Source organism: Paraburkholderia sp. BL6665CI2N2 (assembly GCF_004366535.1).
In the GTDB taxonomy this organism is placed as follows: domain Bacteria; phylum Pseudomonadota; class Gammaproteobacteria; order Burkholderiales; family Burkholderiaceae; genus Paraburkholderia.
This window is the reverse complement of sequence record NZ_SORC01000002.1, coordinates 429,716-454,670: the sequence shown is the minus strand read 5'-3', so window position 1 is coordinate 454,670 and position 24,955 is coordinate 429,716. Positions and strand designations below refer to the sequence as shown.

General features: G+C 57.5%; 13 protein-coding genes and 4 pseudogenes. 12 read left to right on the top strand and 5 right to left on the bottom strand.

Annotated elements, in window-relative coordinates:
- Positions 1 to 3: 3 nt before the first annotated feature.
- From B0G81_RS39765 to B0G81_RS39745, 5 genes are all read left to right on the top strand, one after another.
- On the top strand, positions 4 to 1,587 hold the full coding sequence (locus tag B0G81_RS39765) for a sugar ABC transporter ATP-binding protein (RefSeq protein ID WP_134143710.1): 1,584 nt from the start codon (positions 4 to 6) through the stop codon (positions 1,585 to 1,587).
- A 20-nt stretch (positions 1,588 to 1,607) separates the two neighbouring features.
- Positions 1,608 to 2,810, top strand: coding sequence for an ATPase (locus tag B0G81_RS39760; RefSeq protein WP_134143709.1), 1,203 nt, complete (start codon positions 1,608 to 1,610; stop codon positions 2,808 to 2,810).
- A 649-nt stretch (positions 2,811 to 3,459) separates the two neighbouring features.
- Positions 3,460 to 4,839 (top strand): amidase family protein, encoded by a 1,380-nt coding sequence (locus B0G81_RS39755; RefSeq protein WP_134143708.1) that lies wholly within the window; start codon positions 3,460 to 3,462, stop codon positions 4,837 to 4,839.
- Positions 4,840 to 5,289: 450 nt separating this feature from the next.
- Positions 5,290 to 6,177, top strand: coding sequence for a DMT family transporter (locus tag B0G81_RS39750; protein WP_166679186.1), 888 nt, complete (start codon positions 5,290 to 5,292; stop codon positions 6,175 to 6,177).
- A 602-nt stretch (positions 6,178 to 6,779) separates the two neighbouring features.
- Positions 6,780 to 7,238, top strand: a complete 459-nt coding sequence (locus B0G81_RS39745) for a VOC family protein (RefSeq protein ID WP_134143707.1) — start codon at positions 6,780 to 6,782, stop codon at positions 7,236 to 7,238.
- A 1,265-nt stretch (positions 7,239 to 8,503) separates the two neighbouring features.
- Here the strand turns inward: B0G81_RS39745 and ilvB are convergent.
- The 4 genes and pseudogenes from ilvB to mdeB all read right to left on the bottom strand — a co-directional run bounded on the left by ilvB (position 8,504) and on the right by mdeB (position 17,072).
- A pseudogene (gene ilvB, locus B0G81_RS44025) lies at positions 8,504 to 10,264 on the bottom strand (biosynthetic-type acetolactate synthase large subunit).
- 27 nt (positions 10,265 to 10,291) lie between these two features.
- Complete coding sequence (gene lpdA / locus B0G81_RS39730; RefSeq protein ID WP_134143706.1) at positions 10,292 to 12,073, bottom strand: dihydrolipoyl dehydrogenase; 1,782 nt, start codon at positions 12,071 to 12,073, stop codon at positions 10,292 to 10,294.
- Positions 12,074 to 12,188: 115 nt separating this feature from the next.
- Positions 12,189 to 13,804, bottom strand: a pseudogene (gene aceF / locus B0G81_RS39725) (dihydrolipoyllysine-residue acetyltransferase).
- 526 nt (positions 13,805 to 14,330) lie between these two features.
- Positions 14,331 to 17,072 carry an alpha-ketoglutarate dehydrogenase gene (gene mdeB, locus B0G81_RS39720; RefSeq protein ID WP_134143705.1) on the bottom strand — a complete coding sequence of 914 codons (2,742 nt, stop codon included), beginning with the start codon at positions 17,070 to 17,072 and terminating at the stop codon, positions 14,331 to 14,333.
- 152 nt (positions 17,073 to 17,224) lie between these two features.
- Between mdeB and B0G81_RS39715 the strand changes: the two genes are divergently transcribed.
- The 7 genes and pseudogenes from B0G81_RS39715 (at position 17,225) to B0G81_RS39685 (ending at position 23,255) form a co-directional block, all read left to right on the top strand.
- The gene (locus B0G81_RS39715) at positions 17,225 to 17,752 is read left to right on the top strand and encodes an Lrp/AsnC family transcriptional regulator (protein ID WP_134143704.1); all 528 of its coding nucleotides are present in this window, start codon (positions 17,225 to 17,227) and stop codon (positions 17,750 to 17,752) included.
- Positions 17,753 to 18,143: 391 nt separating this feature from the next.
- Positions 18,144 to 18,314, top strand: coding sequence for a hypothetical protein (locus tag B0G81_RS44020; protein ID WP_166679185.1), 171 nt, complete (start codon positions 18,144 to 18,146; stop codon positions 18,312 to 18,314).
- Between the two features lie 440 nt (positions 18,315 to 18,754).
- Positions 18,755 to 19,566 (top strand): annotated as a pseudogene (locus tag B0G81_RS39710) (IS5 family transposase).
- 103 nt (positions 19,567 to 19,669) lie between these two features.
- Positions 19,670 to 20,338: a hypothetical protein gene (locus B0G81_RS39705; protein ID WP_134143703.1), complete on the top strand. Its 669-nt coding sequence runs from the start codon at positions 19,670 to 19,672 to the stop codon at positions 20,336 to 20,338.
- A 527-nt stretch (positions 20,339 to 20,865) separates the two neighbouring features.
- A pseudogene (locus B0G81_RS45680) lies at positions 20,866 to 21,057 on the top strand (transposase); the annotation flags it as partial.
- A 188-nt stretch (positions 21,058 to 21,245) separates the two neighbouring features.
- Complete coding sequence (tnpB, locus tag B0G81_RS39690) at positions 21,246 to 21,605, top strand: IS66 family insertion sequence element accessory protein TnpB (RefSeq protein ID WP_347877438.1); 360 nt, start codon at positions 21,246 to 21,248, stop codon at positions 21,603 to 21,605.
- 51 nt (positions 21,606 to 21,656) lie between these two features.
- Positions 21,657 to 23,255 carry an IS66 family transposase gene (locus tag B0G81_RS39685; RefSeq protein WP_134132592.1) on the top strand — a complete coding sequence of 533 codons (1,599 nt, stop codon included), beginning with the start codon at positions 21,657 to 21,659 and terminating at the stop codon, positions 23,253 to 23,255.
- A 692-nt stretch (positions 23,256 to 23,947) separates the two neighbouring features.
- On the opposite strand, the gene B0G81_RS39675 is transcribed toward B0G81_RS39685, so the two are convergent.
- The gene (locus tag B0G81_RS39675) at positions 23,948 to 24,697 is read right to left on the bottom strand and encodes a DJ-1/PfpI family protein (RefSeq protein WP_243856854.1); all 750 of its coding nucleotides are present in this window, start codon (positions 24,695 to 24,697) and stop codon (positions 23,948 to 23,950) included.
- Positions 24,698 to 24,955: the final 258 nt, after the last annotated feature.

Below are 24,955 nucleotides of genomic sequence, written 5' to 3'. Positions count from 1 at the left end.
CAGATGATGAATATGGAAGCGTCTGTCGCGCCGTCAGCCATGAGCGCGCACACAGCCCACGACCTGCTTCAGCTCGACGGCATCACCGTCGAGTTTGGAGCAACGCGCGCCCTGGACAATGTCAGCTTTAACGTATCGCCCGGCGAGGTCGTCGGGTTGATGGGCGCCAATGGCGCCGGCAAGAGCACGCTGGCGAAAGTCATTGTCGGTGAGATTCCGTACGGGTCTTACCGGGGAACCGTCACCTGCAATGGCAGTCCCGCGGAGTTCAGTAATTCGCGTGACGCCCACCGTGCAGGTGTGGCTCTCGTTCACCAGGAGGGCTCCGTTGTCCCCCAGCTGACGATCGGTGAGAACGTGATGCTCACGATCGAGCCTTCCCGGTTCGGTGTCATCGACTGGAAAGGCCTGTATGCCCAGGCCGACGCCGCGATGCGCAAACTCGGGCTGGACATCGATACGCGCAAGCCACTCGCCGGGCAAGGTGGCGTGGCGTTGATGGAGCAGGTGGAGATTGCCCGCGCGATCGCGAGCGGCTCTCGCGTGTTCGTCTTCGACGAATCGACCTCGGCGCTGGGCGCCGGCGAGATCGAGGTGCTGCTACGACGCATGCGCGAACTTGCCGCCCAGGGTGCCGGCATCATCTTTATCTCCCACCGGACCGACGAAATCCTGAAGGTCTGCGACCGCGTCGTGATCCTGCGCGATGGTCGTATCGCTGTCTCTGCGCCACGGGCACAACTCGATCATGCCTCGATCGTACGCGGCATGCTGGGGAATGGCCGCGGCGACACGGTCGCGTCGATTGCTCAGGATTCACGTTTAAAGAAGCAGGGCACGCTGGTCAGGATCCGCGACTGGAGTGTCTCGAAGTCGCTGGAGAATCCGCGCGACCTCGCCCCGATCGACCTTGCGCTGGCGCGCAACGAGATCGTGGCGGTGTATGGCCCGTTAGGCGCGGGGAAAACCGAGTTGCTGCAGTCGCTCTATGGCCTCCTGCCGGAACTGACCGACGGTGCGCTTGAGCTCGCAGGTGCCGGGTTGCGCCCCCAGAACCCGCGCGATTCCATCCTGGCAGGCGTAGCCTATGTCTCGGCCGAGCGACAGCGCGACGGGGTCGTCGCCCATCTTTCCGTACTGCAGAACATGATGCTCGGATGGCATCGCGGCGCGCCGCGCTGGAAAGGTCCTGTGGTCGACGAGGAGAGCGCCGAGGCGCTGTGCAGGGAATACATCCGGGACCTGGCCATCCGCACACAGGGTCCTGCCCAGCCGATATCGAATCTGAGCGGGGGTAACCAGCAGAAAGTCCTGCTCGCGCGCGCCCTGATCAACCAGCCGCGTCTGGTGCTGCTCGATGAACCGACGCGCGGGATCGATCTTGGCGCAAAGCAGGACGTCTACAGGCTCATCCGCAAGGTCGCCGCGACCGGCACCGCCGTGCTCTACGCGACGATGGAGGAATCGGAGGCGCTGGAGCTCTCGGACCGGATCCTGGTGCTGCGCGACGGCAAACAGGTAGCGCTGCTCGACACGAAAGACACCAACCCGCACGAGCTGCTTGCGCTCGCGGGTGGACTGCAATAAATGGACAAACTGGAACAGCAATGAAATCGAACACAGCTGAAACGAACACCCCCGCGATTGCGGCGCCCTCTCCGGAAGCGAAGGCCGCGGCCCCGAACCGGGCGAGCTCGATCATTTCCGTGGCCCGGTCCGCCGCCGGGTTGCTGGTGGCCGTGGCCCTTGTCTGGATCGCCTTCTCATTCCTCACCGATGGCGTATTCGTCAGCGACCGCAACGTGACCAATCTCATGCGACAGACGGCCATCACGGCGATGGTCGCCCTGGGCATGCTCGTGGTGGTCGCGCAGGGGGAAATCGACCTCTCCGTGGGCTCGTTCATGAGCCTTTGCGTGACCGTCGTCGCCCTGCTCGAGGCAAGCCATCTGGTCAGCCCATGGGTGACGGTAGCCGCAGCTGTCGGCATGGGCGTGCTGGTCGGCGTATGGAATGGCACCTGGGTGGCCCGCTTCGGTCTGCCGTCGTTCGTGGCAACGCTCGGCGGCCTGATGCTGTTTCGCGGCATCGCGCTTGCCCTGTCAGGCGGGCGCACGATCTCGGGCATCTCGGACGATATCCGCTTCTTCGGTGATGCGTTTCTGAGTGGTCCCGTGCTCTGGGCGTTTCTCGGCATTGCCGCGGTCATCTCGCTGCTGCCGCTGCGCAACCTCAAAAACAGACACCGCCGGCGTCAGGCACTGGTTCGCGCCGCCCTGGGCTTCGCCAGTGTCGCCCTCCTCTCATGGTCAACGCTGTCCTATCTCGGCCTGCCCATGCCGGTCGCCATCACGCTGGTCGCCGCGGCCATCCTCTCGTGGCTGCTGACCAACACCGTATGGGGGCGCCACGTGTATGCCGTTGGCGGTAATCGTGCCGCGGCCAGGTCCGCCGGCATTCCGATCACCAAACACCTGATGACGTCGTTCATCCTTATCGGGGTGCTGACCGGTCTTGGAACGCTGATGTTTGTGGGACGACTGGGTTCTGCACCGCCCGAGTCAGGCCTGTTTCTCGAACTCAACGCCATTGCGGCGGTCGTCATTGGGGGGGCGAGTCTGTATGGCGGTACGGGCACCGTGTCGGGCATCCTGCTCGGCGCGCTGCTCATGCAGAGCCTCTCGAACGGTCTCTCGCTGCTCAACGTACCGACCGCATACCAGAACATCGTCAGCGGTATCGTCCTCATGCTCGCCGTCTATGTCGATGTCCTCTCCAAGCGTGGAGGCAAGCTATTCGTGCGCCCCTGAAATTTATCGCGCAGGTCCTGCTTCTGCCGGCCGTGGCCGTGGCATTTGCCTTCGGTTATGCCGCGAGCAAGGCGCGTCTTCGCCTGCGTGCGGCGCGACGTGCGCTCAGACTGGACTGGATGGCTGCCCACTACGGACCGCTTGAGATCCGCACACCGCCCTCATGGGGGGAAATCGAGCCAGGTCCGCAAGGCACGCTGATCCTGCACAGCCGGCCATCAAGGATGAGGGTCGACGGCGACGCCGTCTGGTACGGGTCTGCTATCGAACTCAGGATACGACCCGGCAGCGAGACACAGCCAGAACCGGCCCGTGCGACGCGCTGCTGGACGCGCCAGCTTGGTTCGCCAACGGTGTCATTGACAGCGGATCTGCATGTCGCCTTCGGTGTGACACCAGCAAGAGTGAAAGAGGCCCGACGTGTGCTGTCCTCGATGCGTCTGAATGGAGATCCCGGCCTGATAGTCTGGCCGGAGCAACAGCCTGGCACGGCAAGTGTCGCGTTGCGCCGGGTTTTACCACCGCACAACTCGAAAATCGCTCGCGATTTCGAGAGCTTTTAGGTGGATCAGGTCGTGGGCGCAAGACAGTTATGAGCATCACGATGCCAATTTATTCCGCTTTAGAATCGGGAAGAGGAGAGTATTTCATGGAGGAACTCTGGCGCCTGTCGGCCACTGAACTGGCCGACCTCATCAGATCAAAAAAAATCTCCGCGAAAGAGGCGGCACAGGCGGCACTTGCCCGACTTGATGCAGTCAATCCCAAAATCAATGCGGTGGTTGATTACAGACCCGATGACGTGCTATCGCAGGCAGCAACAATTGATGCAGCGATCGCACGCGGCGATGAACTGGGACTGTTGGCGGGAGTTCCCGTTACGATCAAGATCGGCGCGGATCAGGCCGGCTTCGCCACCACGGATGGCATGAAGTTGCTGCGCGACCACACAGCGGCAATCGACAACCCGGCAGTCGCCAATCTACGCAAGGCCGGCGCAATCTTACTCGGCCGGACCAACTGCCCTACCGTATCTTATCGGTGGTTTTCTTCGAACTTACTTCACGGCGACACCAAGAACCCTCGCCACCCTAGTATCACGCCGGGCGGTTCGTCTAGCGGTGCGGGTGCGGCTGTCGCAGCCGGAATCGGGCACATTGCCCACGGTAGCGATATTGCAGGTTCAATCCGCTATCCTGCATATGCCTGCGGAGTACATGGGTTGCGGCCCAGTCTAGGCCGTGTCCCCCACTTCAATCCGAGCTTTGGAGGACGTTCGATCGGTGGCCAGATCGGCGCCGTTTCTGGTCCCTTGGCGCGCACCATAAACGATCTGCGAATTGCGCTGGCGGCAATGTCCGCACCCAACGCTCACGATCCTTGGTACGCACCAGTTTCACTTAATGGGCCACTTCGACCGAAACGAGTCGCGATGTGCTTAAATCCCGATGACCTCAATCCGGTGCCCGAAGTAACCGCAGCAGTGGTGGACGCTGGCAAGCGATTGCAACGTGCCGGCTGGGTAGTCGAGGAAATCGAAGACACGCCGCCCATGCAAGAGGCAGCCGAAATCCTGACCAAGCTATGGCTTGGTGATGGCTACGAGGCTCAACTCGACATGGCCGAACGTGAAGGCGATCCGGGCGCACTCGCCTGCTTGCGAGGCATCCGCGACCGAGTACATCCATTCGATCTCTCCGAGGCATTGGCTAGACGAGATATGTTGGCACGCGAATGGTTTGCCTTCCTCGACAAATATCCGGTGCTGCTGATGCCAGTGTCAGGTGAATTGCCGTTTCCAGACAATCTCGACCTCAAGGACGACGCGTCGTTCGAGCGCGTGTGGCACGCCCAGTTGCCGCAAGTAGCTATCCCTCTGATTGGCGTACCGGCGCTCTCAGTTTCGACTGGGCTAATTGGACGAATCCCAGTAGGAATTCAACTTGTGGCGGCCCGCTTCCGAGAGGATTTGTGCCTTGCCGCAGGCGAGGCAATCGAAGCAGGCGGTAGGCCGCTTGCGATGTACTGATCCAATTAACTTTCGTCCGACATGACAGGTCTCGAAGTCGTTGGCAATTGGGACCAAGACGGGAAAGGCAGCGTTCCGTCATGGGCTGCGTTGCACACGCAGCAAGTACTTGCAACCCCGGTTCCGACGAATGATGTCGATTGCACACTTACTCCCGAATTGTCTCGGGACACGGACAATATGGAAAATGGTAAGACGTTTCATTGCATTGTTAAGGAACAGTTTTCGTCTTTACCGAAAATTCGGATCAGTTGGCCTTTCAGCAAGATGCACGTAGGTCAGCTTTTCGCTGCTGGTCGCGACGTCAACTATTGAACGTCTCGTCCTGAATAACTGTCACGCTAGTGGTCTCTGAACGGGTGATCAACCAGCCTCTCCGTATTTCGCACCAATCTCTCAGTGAAATTAATCATTTAGAAAGAACGTCCAACTCAAAGGTTTCTTTTAGTCATGTCTTCTTCAACGCCCCCATATCGCGGCGCTCTTTTCATGGTGTGTTCGACCGGATCTTATATCGTCAGTGACACCTTTATGAAATTGGCAACTGCCGGCCTTCCGCCGTATGAAGTGCTGCTGCTACGCGGCGTCTCTGCCACGATCTGCGGTATGTTTCTACTGAGTTTCCTTGGGCAATGGCATATCGTGCCAAAGATCTTCGACCGATGGGTGTCGATACGAAACCTAATCGAGTTGGCTTCCGTTCTCTGCTACATCGTAGCTCTCGCCAATATGCCGATTGCGAATGTTGCGGCGCTCACACAAATAACTCCGTTGATAGTGCTGATCGGCGCGGCACTTTTCTTCAGAGAACGTCTCAGCGGTATGTCGATGACGCTGATCGTCGTCGGTTTCGCTGGTGCGATCATGGTCGCACAGCCCACAAAAGAAGGCCTTTCGTTCTTTGCACTGCTCGCATTAGGAAATGCGATTTTTGGAGCAATACGCGACCTTGCAGGCCGTCGGGTCCCGGCAACAGTTCCTGGCATTCTCGTGGCATTTGGTGCTTCAGTACTAGTCCTCATCGGCGCCATCGCAATACATCTCACCCTCGAGGAAACGATAGTACCCAACACAAGGCATGTTCTGCTCCTTGCGGGATCTGGCCTATTCTTGTTCGCGGGTCACTACCTACTCTTCACAGCTTATCGTCTGGGACCAACAGCGATCGTCGCACCGTACTATTACTTTTTTACAGTCTGGGCTTTGATCGCGGGCGTCATGGTGTTTAAAACATTGCCGAACCTCACGGCCATCTCCGGTATCGTACTCGTGATCGTAAGCGGTGTCGCTATCGTCCTCTTTGAGCGATTTCGGATGCAGCCAGCTCCTGTCGCATGACCGATGTGTGAACAGAGACATTGACGCCGTTTTTCTTCCATGCGTTGATCAAATCAGCACAAGTTCAAAGATGCCTGTCTTTCCATAAGTGTCCGCTTCGGTGATCTCTCCGCCTTTGATGGACCACGAAGTCGTCAACCAGAAAATCTTGAAGTTCTATTGATCGGATCACCAGTACCTAAGTTTTTCAGCCGCAACTGAACAGATGAAACAAGATGCAAATACCATACATTTCAGTTCGGATACCACACTAACTGTCATCGAATATAAATTGCACTTTTAATCAGCCTACGCTTGCGAAATGCTCAGATGGGCACTATCATTTTTTGATAGTCAGTCTTGAAAGCGCCGGCAATTGGGATTCGTATGCAAGTTATACGAGATGCTAGGAAACGAATATTTGTAATGAATTCGAGCAGCAGCTGCGACCCCTCTGGCGCGTCATAGCCAACCGTTTTGATTCCTTTGCACAAGTGGTAGAGAACCGGTTGCGGTTGTCGATGTCGCACTGCGGCGTGGGTTCTAGTTGTTGGTCTAGCAACCGCTTTAATGACGAGGGCAGATAGCGCCCCATTTCCTTTCATTCACACACTCGACTTGACATGAATATCTCAAAGTTGGCTCACTATTCGATACGTACGACCGATCTCCCTGCCTCCCTGAAGTTCTATACAGAGGTGATCGGATTGAGAAACGGATGGCGGCCACCATTCAAATTTCCAGGCCATTGGCTCTATCTAGACGAGAAGGACGGCGTGGAGGGCGATCAAGGTTCAGTCCATCTCATCGGAGTCGACCCACTCGACCCATCTGGGCTTATTGAGGCCATGGGCGATAGGGACATTGAGTCCCTTCATGGGAGTGGTGCCGTCGATCACGTCGCCTTCTTCGCCGTGAATCTGGCGGAGGTGCGTGAGAATTTAACTCGGTTGGGCGTTTCGTACCGCGAACGTACTGTCCCCACACTTAAAGTGCATCAGATGTTCCTGGAAGATCCCTCTGGCCTGGTAGTCGAGTTGAACTTCCCATTTGTAGATGAAGACGAGGGTGCTGACGCCTAGTTCTCTGTTAAAGCAGCGCGACAAAGGTAAACCATGAAACGGGGCCGAAGCGCCATCGTTATTGGTGATTCCACCGGTGACTTCTTCGAACCTTGAAGGATTGTCAGGTTGTCACGTGGCCGTGTTCCTAATCTCAACCTAGGACCGGCCACGGAGCCTTCGAACACCGTCGCGGACAGAGGCAACAGCCTGACCAACGCATTCATTGGAAGGTCGGTGGTGAATTTTGCGACCACAATGGCACTCGCAGCGATGGTGTCGAACGGGCCATCCGTAACGGCTGCTCCGTCCAGTCTCACGTATTTCCTGTGTTCACGGATGGCGTGATCTGTCGTTGTTCTAAAGCGATGATCCCGGCGAGCCCAGCCTTGCGTCTCGATCGGTGGAAAGCGCAATATGCTTCCAGAATAACGAAGCATTGATGTTCTGCGATGGTTTTGCAGGGAGGGTTGCTCGTCCTCATCGGAAAAACGCTCGTTAGATGTACCGGCCACATCATCCGCCAAGCCGCTCGGCAGCTGGCTTGTTGCTGACCGACACTGATTGAGCAACGCGATTGAACCGCCGGTTCTCGACGATCCTTCGAATACCACGCGCTTTTGTCATTTAGGATAGTTTATTGACGGGTAACGTCGATGCAGCTTCCGCTGTGACGCTCTCAAAGGTCAGATTTTGCATTAACAGACTGCGCACGGTACGGCCATGGGAAATCGCTTCAACCGCCCAGTTTATGACCATGTGCCCCTAGCAGCGTTCAAACTGCAAACGTAGCGCGAGAGCGAGTTATGGTCGTCGTTTTCTGGTGTCAACGCTTTGCTACATGGTACTTCGCTGCAAATCGGAGAAAAGTCGGGCGCTAACCGCTCGGGCGACGTACTTAATGACTGATATTTTGCACATGACGTCGTATACGGAAAAGCCCGTTACGCGCAACGGCAGGTAAGCAATCTAAAGGCTCGAAGTGATTAGGTGATAGCTCCATAAGCTTTGTGAACCTTGCATCTCAGGAGCCAAGACCCGATTTTCCGATATTGACCTCTCCGCGGCGGCTGGCCAATTCACTGAATCCATGGATGTCAAAGAGCAAGACAGCAACGACAATAGCGTAAGCAAAGCCGTCACGTTTTGGCTGTGCGCAATAAAGACGGGCGGAGGCTCATCCATTGCGATATGCGGAACAAACTCCTATCCGTTTCAACGCCTAAGCCTCACACCAACCACGCCGAGGAAGTTCAAAGTGGCACCCAACAATGCTTTGGAAGCCGTCAACCATCGATATCCCTTTCGTTCAATAACATCTGGGTCAATCCCATACCCGAACGTATCATTGGCCAGACACGCTCACCAGAATCAATCACCGCCTCTAGGAATACGGTTCTATCCCGCGTTTCCAACAACGTGCGCAACGCCCCGTCGAGAGCCTCCTTTGTTTCCACTCGAAGCCCTACGTGTCCATATGCCTCTGCCAGTTTTACAAAATCTGGAAGAGACTCCATGTATGAATGAGCGTAACGGCCTCGATGATCTACGTGCTGCTGCTGCCTTACCATTCCGAGACTTTGATTGTTCAGACATAGCACTTTTACGTTGATCCCATATTGCATGCAGGTCGATAACTCTTGGATACACATCTGGATCGAGCCATCGCCAGTGACGACAATGACGTCCGATTCGGGTTTTCCCAATTTGGCGCCAATCCCGTACGGAAGTCCTACACCCATTGTCCCAAGACCGCCAGAATTAATCCATCGACGTGGCTTTTCAAACTTATAATATTGCGCGACCCACATCTGATGCTGGCCGACGTCCGAGCAAATGATGGTATCGTCATTGACTAGCTGACGGAGCCGTTCCAGAACAAACTGCGGACGCAATTTCTCACCCACATTGTCGTAAGCTAGGCACTCGCGTTCCCGCTAGGCATTGATCTCATTCCACCAATCTGAGAGATCTTGCCGAGTCGCAGTGCGTTTTAGCTTAGATGTCAGTTGAGAAATGACATTACGAAGGTCTCCGACTATAGGAATGTCAACCTTCACGCGCTTTGAAATCGAAGCCGAATCAATATCGATGTGAATAATCGTGCGATTCTTACTCGAAAAGTCATTTGGATTGCCAATAACGCGATCATCGAAGCGAGCGCCTAACGCAAGCAGAACATCGCAGTTATGCATTGCCATGTTAGCTTCGAATGTCCCATGCATTCCTGGCATGCCCAGATAACGCTGGTCTGTTCCAGGAAAGGCCCCAAGACCCATTAGCGTCGTTGTAGTGGGAAATCCGAGAAGGTCGACGAGTTCTTTTAACGAGTCAGCAGCGTCCGAAAGTACTACGCCACCCCCGACATAGATGTAGGGACGCTTTGCTCGTGCAAGCGCATCAGCGGCCTTCTGGATCTGCCCCTCGTGACCGCGCTTTGGAGACGGGTAAGATCGGATCTGCACCGATTGCGGATATACGAAAGGTGCATGGTCCAGAAGAATGTCTTTCGGAACATCCACCAGGACAGGGCCGGGGCGCCCCGATTTCGCCAGATAAAAGGCTTTCTTGAGGACATTAGGGAGTTCCGAGACCTGGCGCACCATAAAATTGTGCTTCGTGATTGGCCGCGTAATGCCGACCGCGTCACATTCCTGAAAAGCGTCCTCACCGATGACACTGGTCGGAACATTGGCTGCGATGATAACCAACGGGATAGAGTCAAAGTGTGCTGTAGCGATCCCTGTAACGGCATTGGTTACACCTGGCCCGGAAGTTACAAGTGCCACGCCCACCAGGCCAGTGGCTCTTGCGAATCCATCGGCCGCGTGCAGAGCTCCCTGCTCGTGTCGCACCAGAATATGCCTGACGTGATCCTGCTTGATCAAGGCATCATAAATGGGGAGCGCAGCGCCACCGGGATATCCCCAAACGTACTGGACTGCCTCTTCGCGTAGCGCGGCAACGATCATCTCCGCGCCGAGAAGATCGACATCGCCGACGGTAGCGCTCTCGATGGTCTCCAACTCTTCTAAATTGTGGTTCATTGCAACGCCCAAATATTTCTTATCTTGCTAGTAAGCCGCCTTCCGTGTCGGCGGCAGATCGGTACAGACGCCTTCGTACAACTCGGCAGCCATACCAATCGATTCGCCGAGCGTCGGGTGCGGATGGATCGTCTTGCCGATATCCGTTGCATACGCGCCCATTTCGACCGCGAGACACACTTCGCTGATCAGGCCGCCCGCATTCAGACCGACGATACCACCGCCGATCACACGATGCGTTTCCTCGTCGAACAGCAGCTTCGTGAAGCCTTCGTCGCGGCCGTTGGCGATCGCGCGGCCCGAAGCGGCCCACGGGAACACCGCTTTGCCGTAGTTGATGCCGGCGGCCTTCAACTGGTCTTCCGTCTTGCCGGCCCACGCCACTTCCGGATCGGTGTAAGCCACCGACGGAATCTGGATCGCGTCGAAGTACGCCTTCTCGCCGTGCGCGGCTTCCGCCGCCACATGACCTTCGTGCACCGCCTTGTGGGCGAGCATCGGCTGACCGACGATATCGCCGATCGCGAAAATGTGCGGCACATTCGTGCGCATCTGCTTGTCGACGTCGATAAAGCCGCGGTCCGTCACGGCAACGCCGGCCTTGTCCGCGCCGATCTTCTTGCCGTTCGGCGTACGGCCAACGGCGACCAGCACGAGGTCGTAGCGTTGCGCTTCAGCCGGTGCTTTTTCGCCTTCGAACGAAACGTAGATGCCGTCGTCTTTCGCTTCGGCCGCAGTGGTTTTGGTCTTCAGCATGACGTTGGCGAAACGCTTGCTGTTGTACTTCTCCCAGACCTTGACCAGATCGCGGTCCGCGCCGGCCATCAGGCCGTCGAGCATTTCGACCACGTCGATCTTCGCGCCGAGCGTGGCGTACACCGTCGCCATTTCCAGCCCGATGATGCCGCCGCCGATCACGAGCATGCGTTGCGGAATCTGACGCAGTTCGAGCGCGCCGGTCGAATCGACCACACGCGGATCTTCCGGAATGAACGGCAGCTTCACCGCTTCCGAGCCCGCGGCGATGATCGCCTGCTTGAACCTGACGACCTTCTTGCCGCCTTCGGTTTGCACTTCCATGTGGTTCGGGTCGACGAACGAGCCGTTACCCGTCACCACTTCGACCTTGCGCATCTTCGCCATGCCGGCGAGACCGCCGGTGAGCTTCTTGACGACGCCCGACTTGAAGTCGCGCAGCTTGTCGAGATCGATCTGCGGCTTGCCGAACGTGATGCCGTGCGCGCCGAGCGCTTCGGCTTCGTCCATCACGAGCGCCGTGTGCAGCAGCGCCTTCGACGGAATGCAGCCCACGTTCAGACACACGCCGCCGAGCGTCGCGTAACGCTCCACCAGCACCGTCTTCATGCCGAGGTCGGCCGAGCGGAACGTTGCCGAATAACCGCCGGGGCCCGAACCGAGCACGAGCATGTCGCATTCGATATCCGCACGGCCGGAAAAACTACCGGATTGCGGTGCGGGTGTTGCGGCCTTTGGCGCGGCAGCAGGTGCAGGCGCCAGCGCGGCAGCGGGCTCCGCGGCCTGCGGCGCTTCCTTCGCGGGCGACGCTTCGGCGGACATTTCGACGAGCGCGATCACGGTACCTTGCGAGACCTTGTCGCCGACCTTGACCCGAACTTCCTTGACGGTGCCGGCGGTATCGTTGGGCACTTCGATGGAGGCCTTGTCGGACTCGAGCGTTATTAGCGCCTGTTCGTCCTCGATGACATCGCCTGCCTTGATATTGACCTCGATAATATCGATGTCCTTGAAGTCACCGATATCCGGCACTTTTACTTCGACGAGACTCATAGTGTCCCCTTTTCTTGTTGATCGGCGACGAAGCGCGCGCAAACGGTGACGCACGGACGCGGATCACTCCGGGCGATCCGGCGTCCGCGTCATTGCGCACAACGTCACGTCACTATCAAAGAATCACACGCCGGAAATCGGCAAGAATCGCCGCCAGATGCGCATTAAAGCGCGCAGCTTCCGCTCCATCAATGACGCGATGGTCGAACGACAACGAAAGCGGCAGAATTTGCTTCGGGACAAACTGCTTGCCATCCCAAACCGGTTTCATCGAACTACGCGACAAGCCTAGAATTGCAACTTCCGGTGCATTGATGATCGGCGTGAAGTGCGTGCCACCAATGCCGCCCAAAGACGAGATCGAGAAGCAGCCTCCTTGCATCTGATCCGGCTTCAGCTTTCCCTCACGCGCCAGCTTCGACAGCTCGGTCATTTCCCTCGCGATATCGATCAAGCCCTTCCTGTCCGCATCGCGAATCACCGGAACGACCAGACCGTTCGGCGTATCCGCAGCAAATCCTATGTGGAAATATTGCTTGAACACGAGGTTGTCGCCATCAAGGCTGGCGTTGAACGTCGGGAACCGCTTCAGGGAGGCCACTACCGCCTTGATGACGAATGCCAGCATTGTCACTTTCACGCCGGCCTGCTCGTTTTCCTTGTTTAACTTCACGCGCAAGGCTTCAAGATCGCTGATGTCCGTCTCATCGTTGACCGTAACATGCGGAATCGTGACCCAGTTGCGATGCAGGTTCGCGCCCGAAATCTTCTTGATACGGGAAAGCGGCTTCGGATCGACCGGACCGAACTTGCTGAAGTCGACCTTCGGCCATGGCAGCAGATTCAACCCACCACCACCGGCAGCGGGCGCGGCCGCTCCCGCTGGCGCGAGGCGCTGGCCCGTCATGACGTCCTTCACGAAGGCGGCGACGTCGGCTTGCGTGACGCGGTCCTTTGAACCAGTGCCCCGTACCTGCTTCACGTCAACGCCAACTTCGCGAGCAAACTTTCTCACCGACGGCGATGCGTGGCTCGCCTGACTCGCGCCACCTTCGCCCGCCGGAATCGACGGTGCCTGGGCGAGCGCTACCGGCTGAGTCGGAGCCGGCGTTGCCGGTGCGTCCGACGGTCTTTCGATAGCGGGCTTTGCCGCAGGGGGAGCAAGAGCTACGGCCGGTGTTGCAGCACCGCCCTCACTTTCCAGCACGACGATCACCGACCCTTCCGACACGTTATCGCCCACCTTGACCCTCACTTCCTTGACGACGCCGGCGAACGAGCTTGGCACGTCCATCGTCGCCTTGTCGGATTCCAGCGTCACGAGCGACTGTTCTTTCTCGACACGATCGCCAACCTTCACCGAGATCTCGATGACGGGAATTTCCTTGTAGTCGCCGATATCTGGAACGTTCACTTCCAGCAAGGCACCAGCTGCTGTCGCCACCGCAACTTGCGCAGGTTCGTCGGTCGGAGTTGCTGCAGCGGTACCGCCTTCCGCGTCTTCTTGGACTGCTATCAACGAATTCTCCGAAATTGTGTCGCCAACATTGATCCTGACTTGCCTGTCGTTACGGGATGTCGGGCGCGGTTCATCCAAGGTTGCTTGCCGTATTCGAAAGCAAGCAACGTCTGCTCTTCTGTTACAGAGTCACCAGCATTGGCGCATACGTCGGTCACCGTCGGGTTCCTGTATTCGCCTATTACTGGCACTTCGACTTCCGTTACTGCCACCCTTTCTCTCAACACTTGCAGCAGTCGACTGGTCTTTCTGGCAGCGAAGCGGAAAACGAATTTCAGGGTTCTTGATCGAACATCGTCTCGATAACGCGTGCATCGAACCCCTCAAGACGTCGCAATTTGAGGGAAACGATGCTGCGCTCCTGCCTCCACGCGTATCCAAACTTTTGCCTTCATTTACATCGACTGCCCACGCCCCACCGCAGTGGAGACGACTTTTGGATCGAATTTAACTGCGGTCCTCCCGAGCTACAACGTGGACGCGGATACAGCCACAGCGACACGCCGGAGCACGTAGAGATTCATTACCGGTTTTCCTTTGGTTCGCTTTTCAACAGCAAGTTGAAGCAGCCCCCGGGTCTGATATAACGCAGCGCAGGAACTCACGAACCAAACCCGCCTGTCCGTATTCATAGCCCCGATCGTCTCACCCAAAGAAGCGACCAGATGCTTTTAATAGCTGTTTCTATCCTTCGATGCAACGTTCATCAGCATCGCTAAAATTCAGCGAGACAGTGGGTTACTCTAACCATGGCGCAGAGTACGTTGCCTCGTGCTTTCCATAATGTTTCCGTGCCTTATCCACCACGTCAGAACTGAGGACGCCTTCATCAAGAAGCGCTTTCAATGCGGCGATCACAATCGACTTACGGTCGACCTCGAAGAACTCTCGCAAGGCCTGACGGGTGTCACTGCGCCCAAAACCATCGGTGCCGAGCGTCACATATCGGCGCGGAACGTAAGCACGGATGAGTTCGGGCACTGCACGCACGTAGTCGGTAGTGGCGATAATCGGGCCCACTGAAGCGTTTAGCGCTGTACTGACATAAGGTGCATTCGTCACTTCGCCAAGACGCGCACTGCGCTCTGAGCTCATGCCGTCTCGCTGCAGTTCAGTGAAACTTGTTACGCTCCACACGGCTGCTTCGATCTGCCAGTCGTCCCGAAGCATCTGCTGCGCGGCAATCACCTCTCCCAGTATCGCGCCAGACCCCAGCAACTGGACTTTGGATTCCGAGCGCCCCTGCTCCTGTGTAACAAGTGGGTAAATGCCCTTGAGAATGCCTTCGCGTACCGTCAGCAGATCGCCGTCCGGCACCGACGGCTGTGCGTAGTTCTCGTTCATTACCGTCACGTAATAGAACACGTCGCGCTGCTGTTCGACCATCTCGCGCATGCCTTCATCAACGATCGCGGCCACTTCATACGCAAACGCCGGATCGTAAGCGCGGCAATTCGGAATTGTCGATGCCGCCAGATGGCTCGTGCCGTCCTGATGCTGCAAACCTTCGCCGCCGAGCGTTGTCTTGCCGGAAGTCGCCCCGATCAGGAAGCCGCGCGCACGCTGATCCGCTGCAGCCCAGATCAGATCGCCGATGCGCTGGAAACCAAACATCGAGTAGTAAATATAGAACGGCAGCATTGGCAGATCGTTCACGCTGTACGAAGTTGCCGCGGCAACCCAAGACGAGACAGCGCCCGCTTCCGAGATGCCTTCTTCGAGGATCTGACCTTTGGTGTCTTCGCGGTAGTACAGCATCGAGCCGAGGTCTTCCGGCTCGTACAACTGTCCAAGTGGCGAATAGATGCCGACCTGGCGGAACATGTTCGCCATGCCGAAGGTGCGCGCTTCGTCGGCGACGATCGGCACCACACGTGGACCAACTTCGCTGTCCTTGAGCAGCGCGGTCAGCATCCGTACAAGCGCCATCGTCGTGGACATTTCTCGCCCACCCGCCTCGAGAGCGAATTGCCCCCAGGAGGACATTGCCGGAACCACCAGCCCCTTCGAGGCGACTGTCCGCCTTCTGGGCAGATATCCTCCGAGAGCCGCCCGGCGAGCATGCAGGTATTGCATTTCCGGGCTGCTGTCCGCAGGTTTGTAGAACTTCACCTGCTCGACGTCCTCGTCCGTGAGCGGCAGGCGGAAGCGGTCGCGAAACGCCTTGAGGTCGTCGAAGTCGAGTTTCTTTTGCTGATGCGTGGTCATGCGGCCCTGGCCCGACGTGCCCATGCCGAAGCCTTTCATCGTTTTCGCGAGAATCACTGTGGGCTGGCCACGATGCGCCAGCGCTTTCGCGTACGCCGCGTGCAGCTTGCGCACGTCATGGCCGCCGCGGCGCAGACGGTCGATGTCGTCATCGCTCAATTGAGCGGCGAGCGCGGCCAGTTCCGGGTTCTGGCCGAAGAAGCGTTCGCGGTTGTACGCGCCGTCGTTGGCCGAGAAGGTCTGGAACTGGCCGTCGACGGTATGCGCGAACGCGCGCAGCAAGGCGCCCGTGCGGTCGCGCGAGAACAGCGCGTCCCAGTCCGAACCCCACACCACCTTGATCACATTCCAACCGGCGCCGATAAAGTGCGCTTCAAGTTCATCGATGATGCGGCCGTTGCTCCGCACCGGCCCGTCGAGCCGCTGCAGATTGCAGTTGATCACGAACACGAGGTTGTCGAGCCCTTCGCGCGCGGCGATCGAGAGCGCGCCGGTCGATTCCGGCTCATCCATTTCGCCGTCGCCGAAAAAGCCCCACACCTTGCGGCCTTCCGTTTGCACGAGGCCACGATTGGCGAGGTAGCGCATGAAGCGGGCCTGGTAAATCGCGTTGATCGGGCCAATGCCCATCGAGCCGGTCGGGAACTGCCAGAAATCCGGCATCAGCCACGGATGCGGATACGAGCACAATCCCGGGCCACCGATTTCGCGGCGATAGTGCTGCAGATTCTCCTCGGAGAGAAAGCCTTCGAGGTAAGCCCGCGCGTACACGCCAGGCGACGAATGCGGCTGGAAGTACACGAGGTCGCCCGTGCCTACCTCGCCGCCCGGCGCGGCCGCGCGGAAGAAATGATTGAAGCCGACTTCGAACAGATCGGCCGCCGACGCATAGCTCGCAATATGACCGCCGAGTTCGCCGTACGCCTTGTTGGCGCGCACGACCATGGCGAGCGCGTTCCAGCGCAGCGCGGCGGCGAGCCGTTCTTCAAGGTCGAGATTGCCGGGATAACGCGGCTGCTGCTCAAACGGTATAGTGTTCTGGTAAGGAGTCACGTTGGTGCGCGTCGATTCGATGCCTAACGACAGTGCATGCCCGGCGAGCTTATCGAATAAGAACTGCGCGCGATCTCGACCGACATGTGCGAGGACACCACTAAGCGCTTCCAGCCATTCTGCAGTTTCCAGCGGATCTACGTCTTGATGTTCCGTACGCGCAATGCTTTGATTATTCACCGACTGCAACTGCTTGCTACCGCTGGATAAATCCGTCATGGTACTGCTCCGGAAAAAGTGCTTTCGATTCAAGGTCACATTCACCGATGTTACCGATTTGGGTACAAAATAAGCGTCTGAATTGCGTCTATTCACGAGATGGGATAGGCTATTTTTTCCAAATTTCATCGTTGCTACGGAAGATTTCATCTATGACCGACCAGCCCAAACGGCTAGACCGAATCGACATCGGCATTCTCAGCCAGCTGCAGCAGGATGCGCGCATAACGAACGCAGACCTTGCGCGCTCGGTCAATCTCTCTTCAACACCCTGCTTCAATCGCGTGCGCACGCTGGAAAAGCTCGGTCTGTTCAAGCAGCACGTGACGTTGCTGAATCCGGAATTGCTCGGGCTACGAATCAATGTGTTTATTCAGGTGAGGCTCGAAAAGCAGGTAGAAAACGCCCTGTCGCGTTTCGAACAGGCGATTGCTGAGCGCCCCGAGGTGATGGAGTGCTATCTGATGACAGGGCATGCGGACTATCTGTTGCGGGTTGTGATGCCAGATATGCAAACGCTGGAGCGGTTCATAGTCGATCATTTGACGAAGATTCCAGGAATCTCCAACATTCGCTCCAGCCTTGCACTCAAGCAGGTGCGATACAAAACGGCGTTGCCTCTGCCGTCGTCAGGATTGACACTACCTGACCCCGACGGTGCCGTGACCGACTGGACGTAACGAGATGCGGCGACCTTGAAGCACCCGAGGCAGCAAATACGATTGCTATTGGTCAGTTGTGACCCTCGCCGATCCACCCTCGGTACGAAAAATCGGTTCGCTTACGCTTGCGTCAAATTATCCATCGGATTAGTATCCGTGCAATCTGATAGCACATACCTGAGCCGGGCCTCCATGAGTTCATTGAGAACTGGCTTGTGCACTTCAGATAGCTGAAAGATGTCGTCTAAAGTTGTCCAAGGAGTTTACAGCCTGTGCGAGTCGCAGGCTTTTTTTGCAAATTGAACCCTTTTGACCTTGTACGCGTTCTAATGGGCAAGCCCGGAACAACACTGCAGCCTGTACGGGGAGGTAGTCATGTCAAAACATCCGATCGAGCCACGATGCGCGATTGAAGACGGACAAGTTATCTGTTCGCATTGCGGCAATATTTACGATGTGGCTGGAAATTGCCTTCCAGTGGCAGCTCTGCGTGATGCCGGAACGTGTATCAACCGTTGCTATTGCCCAACTTGCCGCCTACCGGAAGTCGTGGTGCGTTGAAGTCACGGAACGAAGCTGATTGGGGCGAGACGTCCGCATGACTCAACAGTGCGATCAACTTCATGCCGCCGAGTACAGAGCAACACTGGTTTCTCTCCAGTGTCACGAATCGATGTATGCTGGTGACAACTTCGACATGGCCACGGCGAACGGAACCTGCTAGTTTTTTGCCGTTACGAGATGAAAGTTGCCACATAAAAGTTCGACTGGAACGACAATAGTAGAACTCCAATCAATTCCAAGTTCCTCAACCGGACTCGCATTTCGGCAACTGATGCCTTCGACAGTATTCCCGACTCAGAAGCCTCTCATCAACCAGCCAACGGAATCGTCGTTTCCTACTCGTCGATGAAAGTATGTGACGTCTATGAATATCCTTGTTGAGCTCGTGGGAATCAAGAACTGCGCAACTCCTAGAGCGTGTTAGGAACTTTGGGTTGGACCTGGTATCCTGGTGGCATGGAAAGAGCAGACCGCAAAGGGTATCCGAGTGACGTATCCGACGAAGAGTGGAGCTTCGCGGCACCGTATCTAACGCTGATGGATGTCAGCGCGCCGCAGCGCAAATATGAACTGCGCGACATGTTTGATGCGTTACGCTGGATGGCACGAGCCGGCGCGCCGTGGCGGATGCTACCCAATGATTTTCCGCCGTGGGAGTTGGTGTACCAGCAGACGCAACGCTGGTTACAGGCTGGCTGCTTTGAACACATGGTCTGCGACCTGCGCTCGATAATACGCGTGGCGCAGGGACGACAGGGACAGCCCAGCGCCGTTATTCTGGATGGCCGGACATTGCAGTCCACCTGCGAGAGTGGTCCTCGCGCTGGCTATGACGGTTATAAGCGCAAGCGCGGCAGCAAGGTCCATATTGCGGTAGACACCTTGGGACAGTTGCTGGCAGTGCACGTGACGCCGGCCAATGAACAGGAGCGTGCACAGGTAGCAAAGCTTGCGCGTCAGGTTCAGCGGTAACGGGGCAAACAGTCAAAGTGGCTTTTGCGGATCAGGGATACACGGGAGAAGACGCAGCAGAGGCCGCACGTGATGAAGGCATTGAACTGCAGGTGATCAAACTGCAGGAAGCAAAAAAGGGCTTTATCCTGCTGCCCCGGCGGTGGGTGGTCGAGCGCAGTTTTGGCTGGCTTAACCGATTCCGCCGCCTCGCGCGTGATTACGAAAGGCTACCCGAAACACTTGCCGGGCTTCATTTCGTGGTCTTCACCATGCTCATGCTTGTTCACGCAGTACCAGTACTCCAAAGTCCCTAACACGCTCTAGGCACAATGCTCCGGAACATGAAACTAGATATCTTCAGTCCGAACCGCTTATACGCACATATATGTTGTGTACTACTTTGAGAATGAGATAAGGATGGCTGATCGACCGTTCGTTCTTCGTTCTGTACATTTTCCACCAGACATGGACGAAAGCCTATGTCAACTCGCCTTTGAATTGAACCAGCCGAAGGCCGCGATCATACGCATCTTTGTCCGCTGCGGGCTTGACGCATTGAAACGCGAAGCCGGGTCGGGTCGACGTAAGACTGAACAATTCTTCCGGCACTACGCTACACGTAGCGTTTGCGCTGCGAAAACCACGAATGAGTCTTCTCGCGTCGAAGACCTTGTTCACGGTCGTGGGGTAATAGGACGAGCCCAGCGACCGAAGAACGAACCCAAGGAACTGCAGCCTAATATGCCCGCTCTATATAGCGGGTTTTATCCGGATCTAAAATATAGGCCTACATCAAGCGGTGAGAGCCCCATTCCGATTGTCCGTTCTTCATCCGAGCCGGTCGAAGTGGCAATCTCAGCGGCGGGCATCGCGTTACATAGCGGAAACACGCAGCTGGCTTTGGATTTTATTAGCCTTTCGGTCAAACACGGGGCAAGCGAACTCTACGGCCGCAAGGCGCTCAATGTTCTTCGATTGATGGCGGAATCCGAACACCACTCCAGTCATCATGACGAAGCCCAAGCGCTGGAACGCGAAATCAATGCTGCACTAAAGGCACTAGAAGGGAACGATTCCTCTGGGTGAGAGGATTTCTATCAGTCAATGTCGAAGTCGCAAAAATCTGATCATGATCTTTAAAGACAGTACGCTGCAGACAGTATCTAACGAAGATATCGGATGCGACGTCTATCGATCTGAGAGACGGCAACGATGCTAGGCGTAACAGTAGATATACTGCTACGCGCGCACTGCATTGAGTTGGCGGCTGCACCGGGATGAGCGTCACTAGCGCGCGCTCGTATCGTAAGACCATCAGTCCAAATCGTAGACGACACTCGACATCGCCTTCGGCGTCAATTTTGACGTCGATCACCTGGTGGTGACAGAAACTGACGCGTTCGGTAACCTGCTGGGTGAAGATGCCTGTTCAGGGCAGCGTAGTTGCTGTGCTGTCGGATGCACTGACCGGAGCAGTCGCGCGGGGGAGCGACGTATGCAACCCGGTCGTTGTTGAAGACCGTAACCGTCCGCCCCTGACCGTATAGACGCCGGATGAAGGGGACGCCATGCTTTCCGGGGGGCACAAATGTGACTGTGTCCACAAAGGAATCATGGACACAGTGACTGAATTCACCGAAGTCAAAGGCGCCCGGAAATATCGCCGGCGTACCGTGGACGAGAAACGCCAGATCGTCGAAGAGACGTTATCCAGTAGACGTTCGGTGGCGGAGATTGCACGCAGTCACGAAGTGAACGCGAATCAGCTGTTTGACTGGCGCAAGCAGTATCTGGAGGGACGCCTTGGCGTGAACTGTCGCGAATGCGCCTTGCTGCCGGTCACCGTGAATGAGGCCAGCGATAGCGGCGCGGCCGAACCGGCTGCATCTACGCCTTCGACACAGGCGCCCGGCACGATCCGGATCCAGTTGCCACGAGGCGAGGTACACGTTGAAGGGAGTGTCGATCCCGACACGCTGCGCGTAGTGATCCAGTGCCTGAGCCGATGATTGGTCCGCTGGCAAACACGCGCATCTGGGTTGCCGCCGGATTTACGGATATGCGCTGCGGCTTCGACGGCCTGGCCGCGAAGGTGCAGACCGTGCTGGCGAAGGATCCATTCTCTGGTCACATCTTCGTGTTCAGGGGCAAACGTGGCGACCTCATCAAATGCCTGTACTGGCGCGACGGCGGCCTATGCCTGTTCGCCAAACGCCTGGAGCGTGGGCGCTTTGCGTGGCCTCGTGCTGACGGCGGTGTTGTTTCGCTGACCAGCGCTCAACTCGGCCTTCTGCTCGAAGGATTCGACTGGCGACAGCCCGTCGATGCAGCGCGCCCCTCCAGCGCTTTGTAAACGTATGTGACAACGCGGGCATAGCGCAATGCACGCGCGTAAACTGCCGGCATGGCATCCAGCGACGCTACCCTTCCGGACGACATCGAGGCCTTGAAGGCTCTCCTGCTCGCGCGTGAGGCGGCGTTACGTGAGCACGAAGACGAGCTCACGGATCTGCGCGACACTGTAACGACGCTCCGGAATACACTCTCGGACCGGGCGCTCGAGATCGAGCACCTGAAGCTGTGGATCGCGAAGCTCCAGCGCATGCAATTCGGGCGCAAGTCGGAGAAGATTGATCGCCAGATCGAGCAACTGGAATTGCGTCTCGAAGATCTGCAGGCCGACGACGGCGCGGCGATGGTCGACACACCGACAAGGTCCCGCTCAGAAGCGGGCAAGCCGACGGGACGCAAGCCACTTCCGGAACATCTGCCGCGCGAAGACGTTGTTCATCAGCCCGACGACGCGAGCTGTCCGCAATGCGGCGGCGCGCTTGGCGACCTCGGCGAGGACGTTTCCGAGCAACTTGACTATGTACCGGGGCACTGGCGAGTGATTCGTCACCGCCGACTCAAGAAGGCCTGTACCTGTTGCGACTGCATCGTGCAGGCGGCTGCGCCCAATCGGCCAATCGACCGCGGCATGCCCGGTCCCGGGCTGCTCGCGCATGTACTGGTCGCCAAATTCTGTGACCACCTTCCCCTATACCGACAGTCAGTGATCTATGCGCGCGACGGCGTGGAACTCAGCCGTTCGACACTCGCGGACTGGGTCGGCCAGTGCAGTGCGTTGCTCCGGCCACTTGTAGAGGTCGTTCGCCGGTACGTGATGGCCGCCTCGAAGATCCACGCGGATGACACGCCGGTACCTGTGCTCGACCCGGGGAACGGCAAGACCCGTACCGCCCGGCTCTGGACGTATGTTCGGGATGACCGGCCAGCTGGTTCGAAGGAGGCGCCGGCGGTCTGGTTCGCATACAGTCCCACGCGGGCTGGTGAATATCCACAAGCCCATCTGAAGGACTTCAGGGGAACATTGCAGGCCGATGCGTTCGCGGGGTACAACGCGATCTACGAGGATGATGATGTGCGCGAGGCTGCATGCATGGCGCACGCGCGCCGTAAATTCCACGATCTGTTCGTCGCACGCAGGAACGAGGTCAACACTGAAGCGTTGCGCCGGATCGGCGAACTGTACGCAATTGAGGCCGCGATTCGCGGCAAGCCACCAGACGAACGAAGACGTGTCAGGCAGGAGCAGGCGCGTCCGCTACTCGATGCGTTCGGGATCTGGCTGCGCTCGACATTGGGTACGGTGTCGCAGAAAGGCGATACCGCCAAAGCCATCAACTACGCTCTGAATCAGTGGGCGGCGCTCACGCTGTACGTCGATGACGGCGCCGTGGAAATCGACAACAACGCAGCCGAACGCGCTTTACGTGCCGTCGCTCTCGGCCGAAAAAACTTCCTGCACTTCGGTTCCGACAGCGGCGGCGAACGCGGGGCCGCAATCTACACCCTGGTCGGTACTGCCAAACTGAATGGCCTTGATCCCGAGGCCTACCTGCGCCACGTCATCGCTCGCATCGCCGAGCATCCCGTCAATCGCGTCGACGAACTGTTGCCATGGGTCGTTGCCGATCACCTTCACCACAACATCGCCTGAACTCAACGCGCTGCGTTTAACTGCTCGATATCAACACGCCGTCAAGAACGGTCGCGGTCGGACGGTTACTGAAGACCAGGACTTTACGGCGAAGAAGAACGCTTTGGCGCGGTTTAGCCGCAGGGAGCACGGACGCTCTCGGGGCTGCGCTAAGCTAAATACCGGCAACTGCTCGAAGCGAAGTGCGACCGGGCAGGCGTTGAACTGATCCTGAGCATTCCGGCCGGGACGTCGACCATCGGAGCGGTGAAATACGCATCGCGACGGGGCTGAGGTGTGCGTGCTGCCGCAGCGAGCGTGACCGCCCGCCACGGGCAGAAGTTGAATGAACGCCTGCTTCGCCGGGGACGGCTATCCGTGTGCCGGTGCAAGGCGCCCGTCACGCCCTCCACCTACCGGAATCACGTGTGCCTGCCTGGCGCAGGGTTCATCCAACGTATAGAGGCGTGGTGTTCGAGCGCTGGCCCGCCATCCCGGGCGGTTCACCGCGCGGAAGTGCGACAGTCACCTTGGGTGATGGCGCTTGCGCCGCTCCCCTTAGCAGGAGCGACCGTTTGCCCTGCGTAGACAATCTGCATGCGAAGATTTATGCACGTTCAAACTAACGGATGAACATACTGTACCGGCCCATGTTGAGGCCAAGCACGCCATTACGCCTCAGCGCTGACGATGAAAGATCGCCTCGCCGATGATCACATGAGCTTGGCACGGCGCGCCATATGCGCGTTCGCCACCCTTACCGCTTCCTCCGTTCGCCCCCACAAGCCGGCGATCTGATCAATGATTTCCTGTCGAGCGCTACGTGGATGACCTGAGTTCATTGTGGGCTGCGGGTCGTACTCTAACAAAAGCTGGGTGAACTCAGCTGCGTCCTGCCCCTTAAGTTCCGCGATAACCTGGAGAGCAAAGTCGATGCCGGCAGTGACTCCACCACCCGTAATGCGATTCCGATCGACGCAGACACGATCGTAGCTCGGCTCGATACCTAGGGCGATCAGCGGCTCGTAGAACGGCCAGTAAGTGGCTGCACGGTAGCCTTCGAGCACTCCGGCCATCGCGAGGATCACGGACCCCGTGCATACGGCGGTCACGTATTTGGCGGTTGCCCCGGCGCGGGCAAGGAAGTCCAAGATTTCCTGGTCCTTCATGATTTCAGGCGTGCCCCCGCCACCGGGCACGAACAGCACATCCAGATTATCTGGAACTTCATCCAGCGTAATCGTCGGGTTCATCGTGACACCCATATCCGTTGGAACGGGCTCCAACGTCTTCCAGATAAGATGCGTTTCACTATGCAGGCCGAACGCGGTCTGGGGGCCAGCAAGATCCTGGAGGGTGAAGCCTGGGAACAGCAGCATCCCAATTTGCAACGGACGGTCTTCGACTTCGCTCGCCATAATCTCGGTCACGATGTTTTCGCATTTGATGAAGATGTTCATCATAAATCTTTTCCGCATCCGCGGAGACTGGCAGAAATGACAAAGAGCGATTAGTTACTGACACAATGACGATAGGGTGCGCGTCAGACAAACACGCTGCACTGCGTGTCTTCAATAAAAGCGGTTTGCGTACGCTTGACGAAACGTGTCGCGAAAAAGTCGAACGAGCGGCGCAGTTTTGCGTACGCTGTCTTCCGTTTCGACGTTGCCTTTCGCATGGATGCACATTAGAAATGCGCGGCCTCGCGATGGTGTGTGATG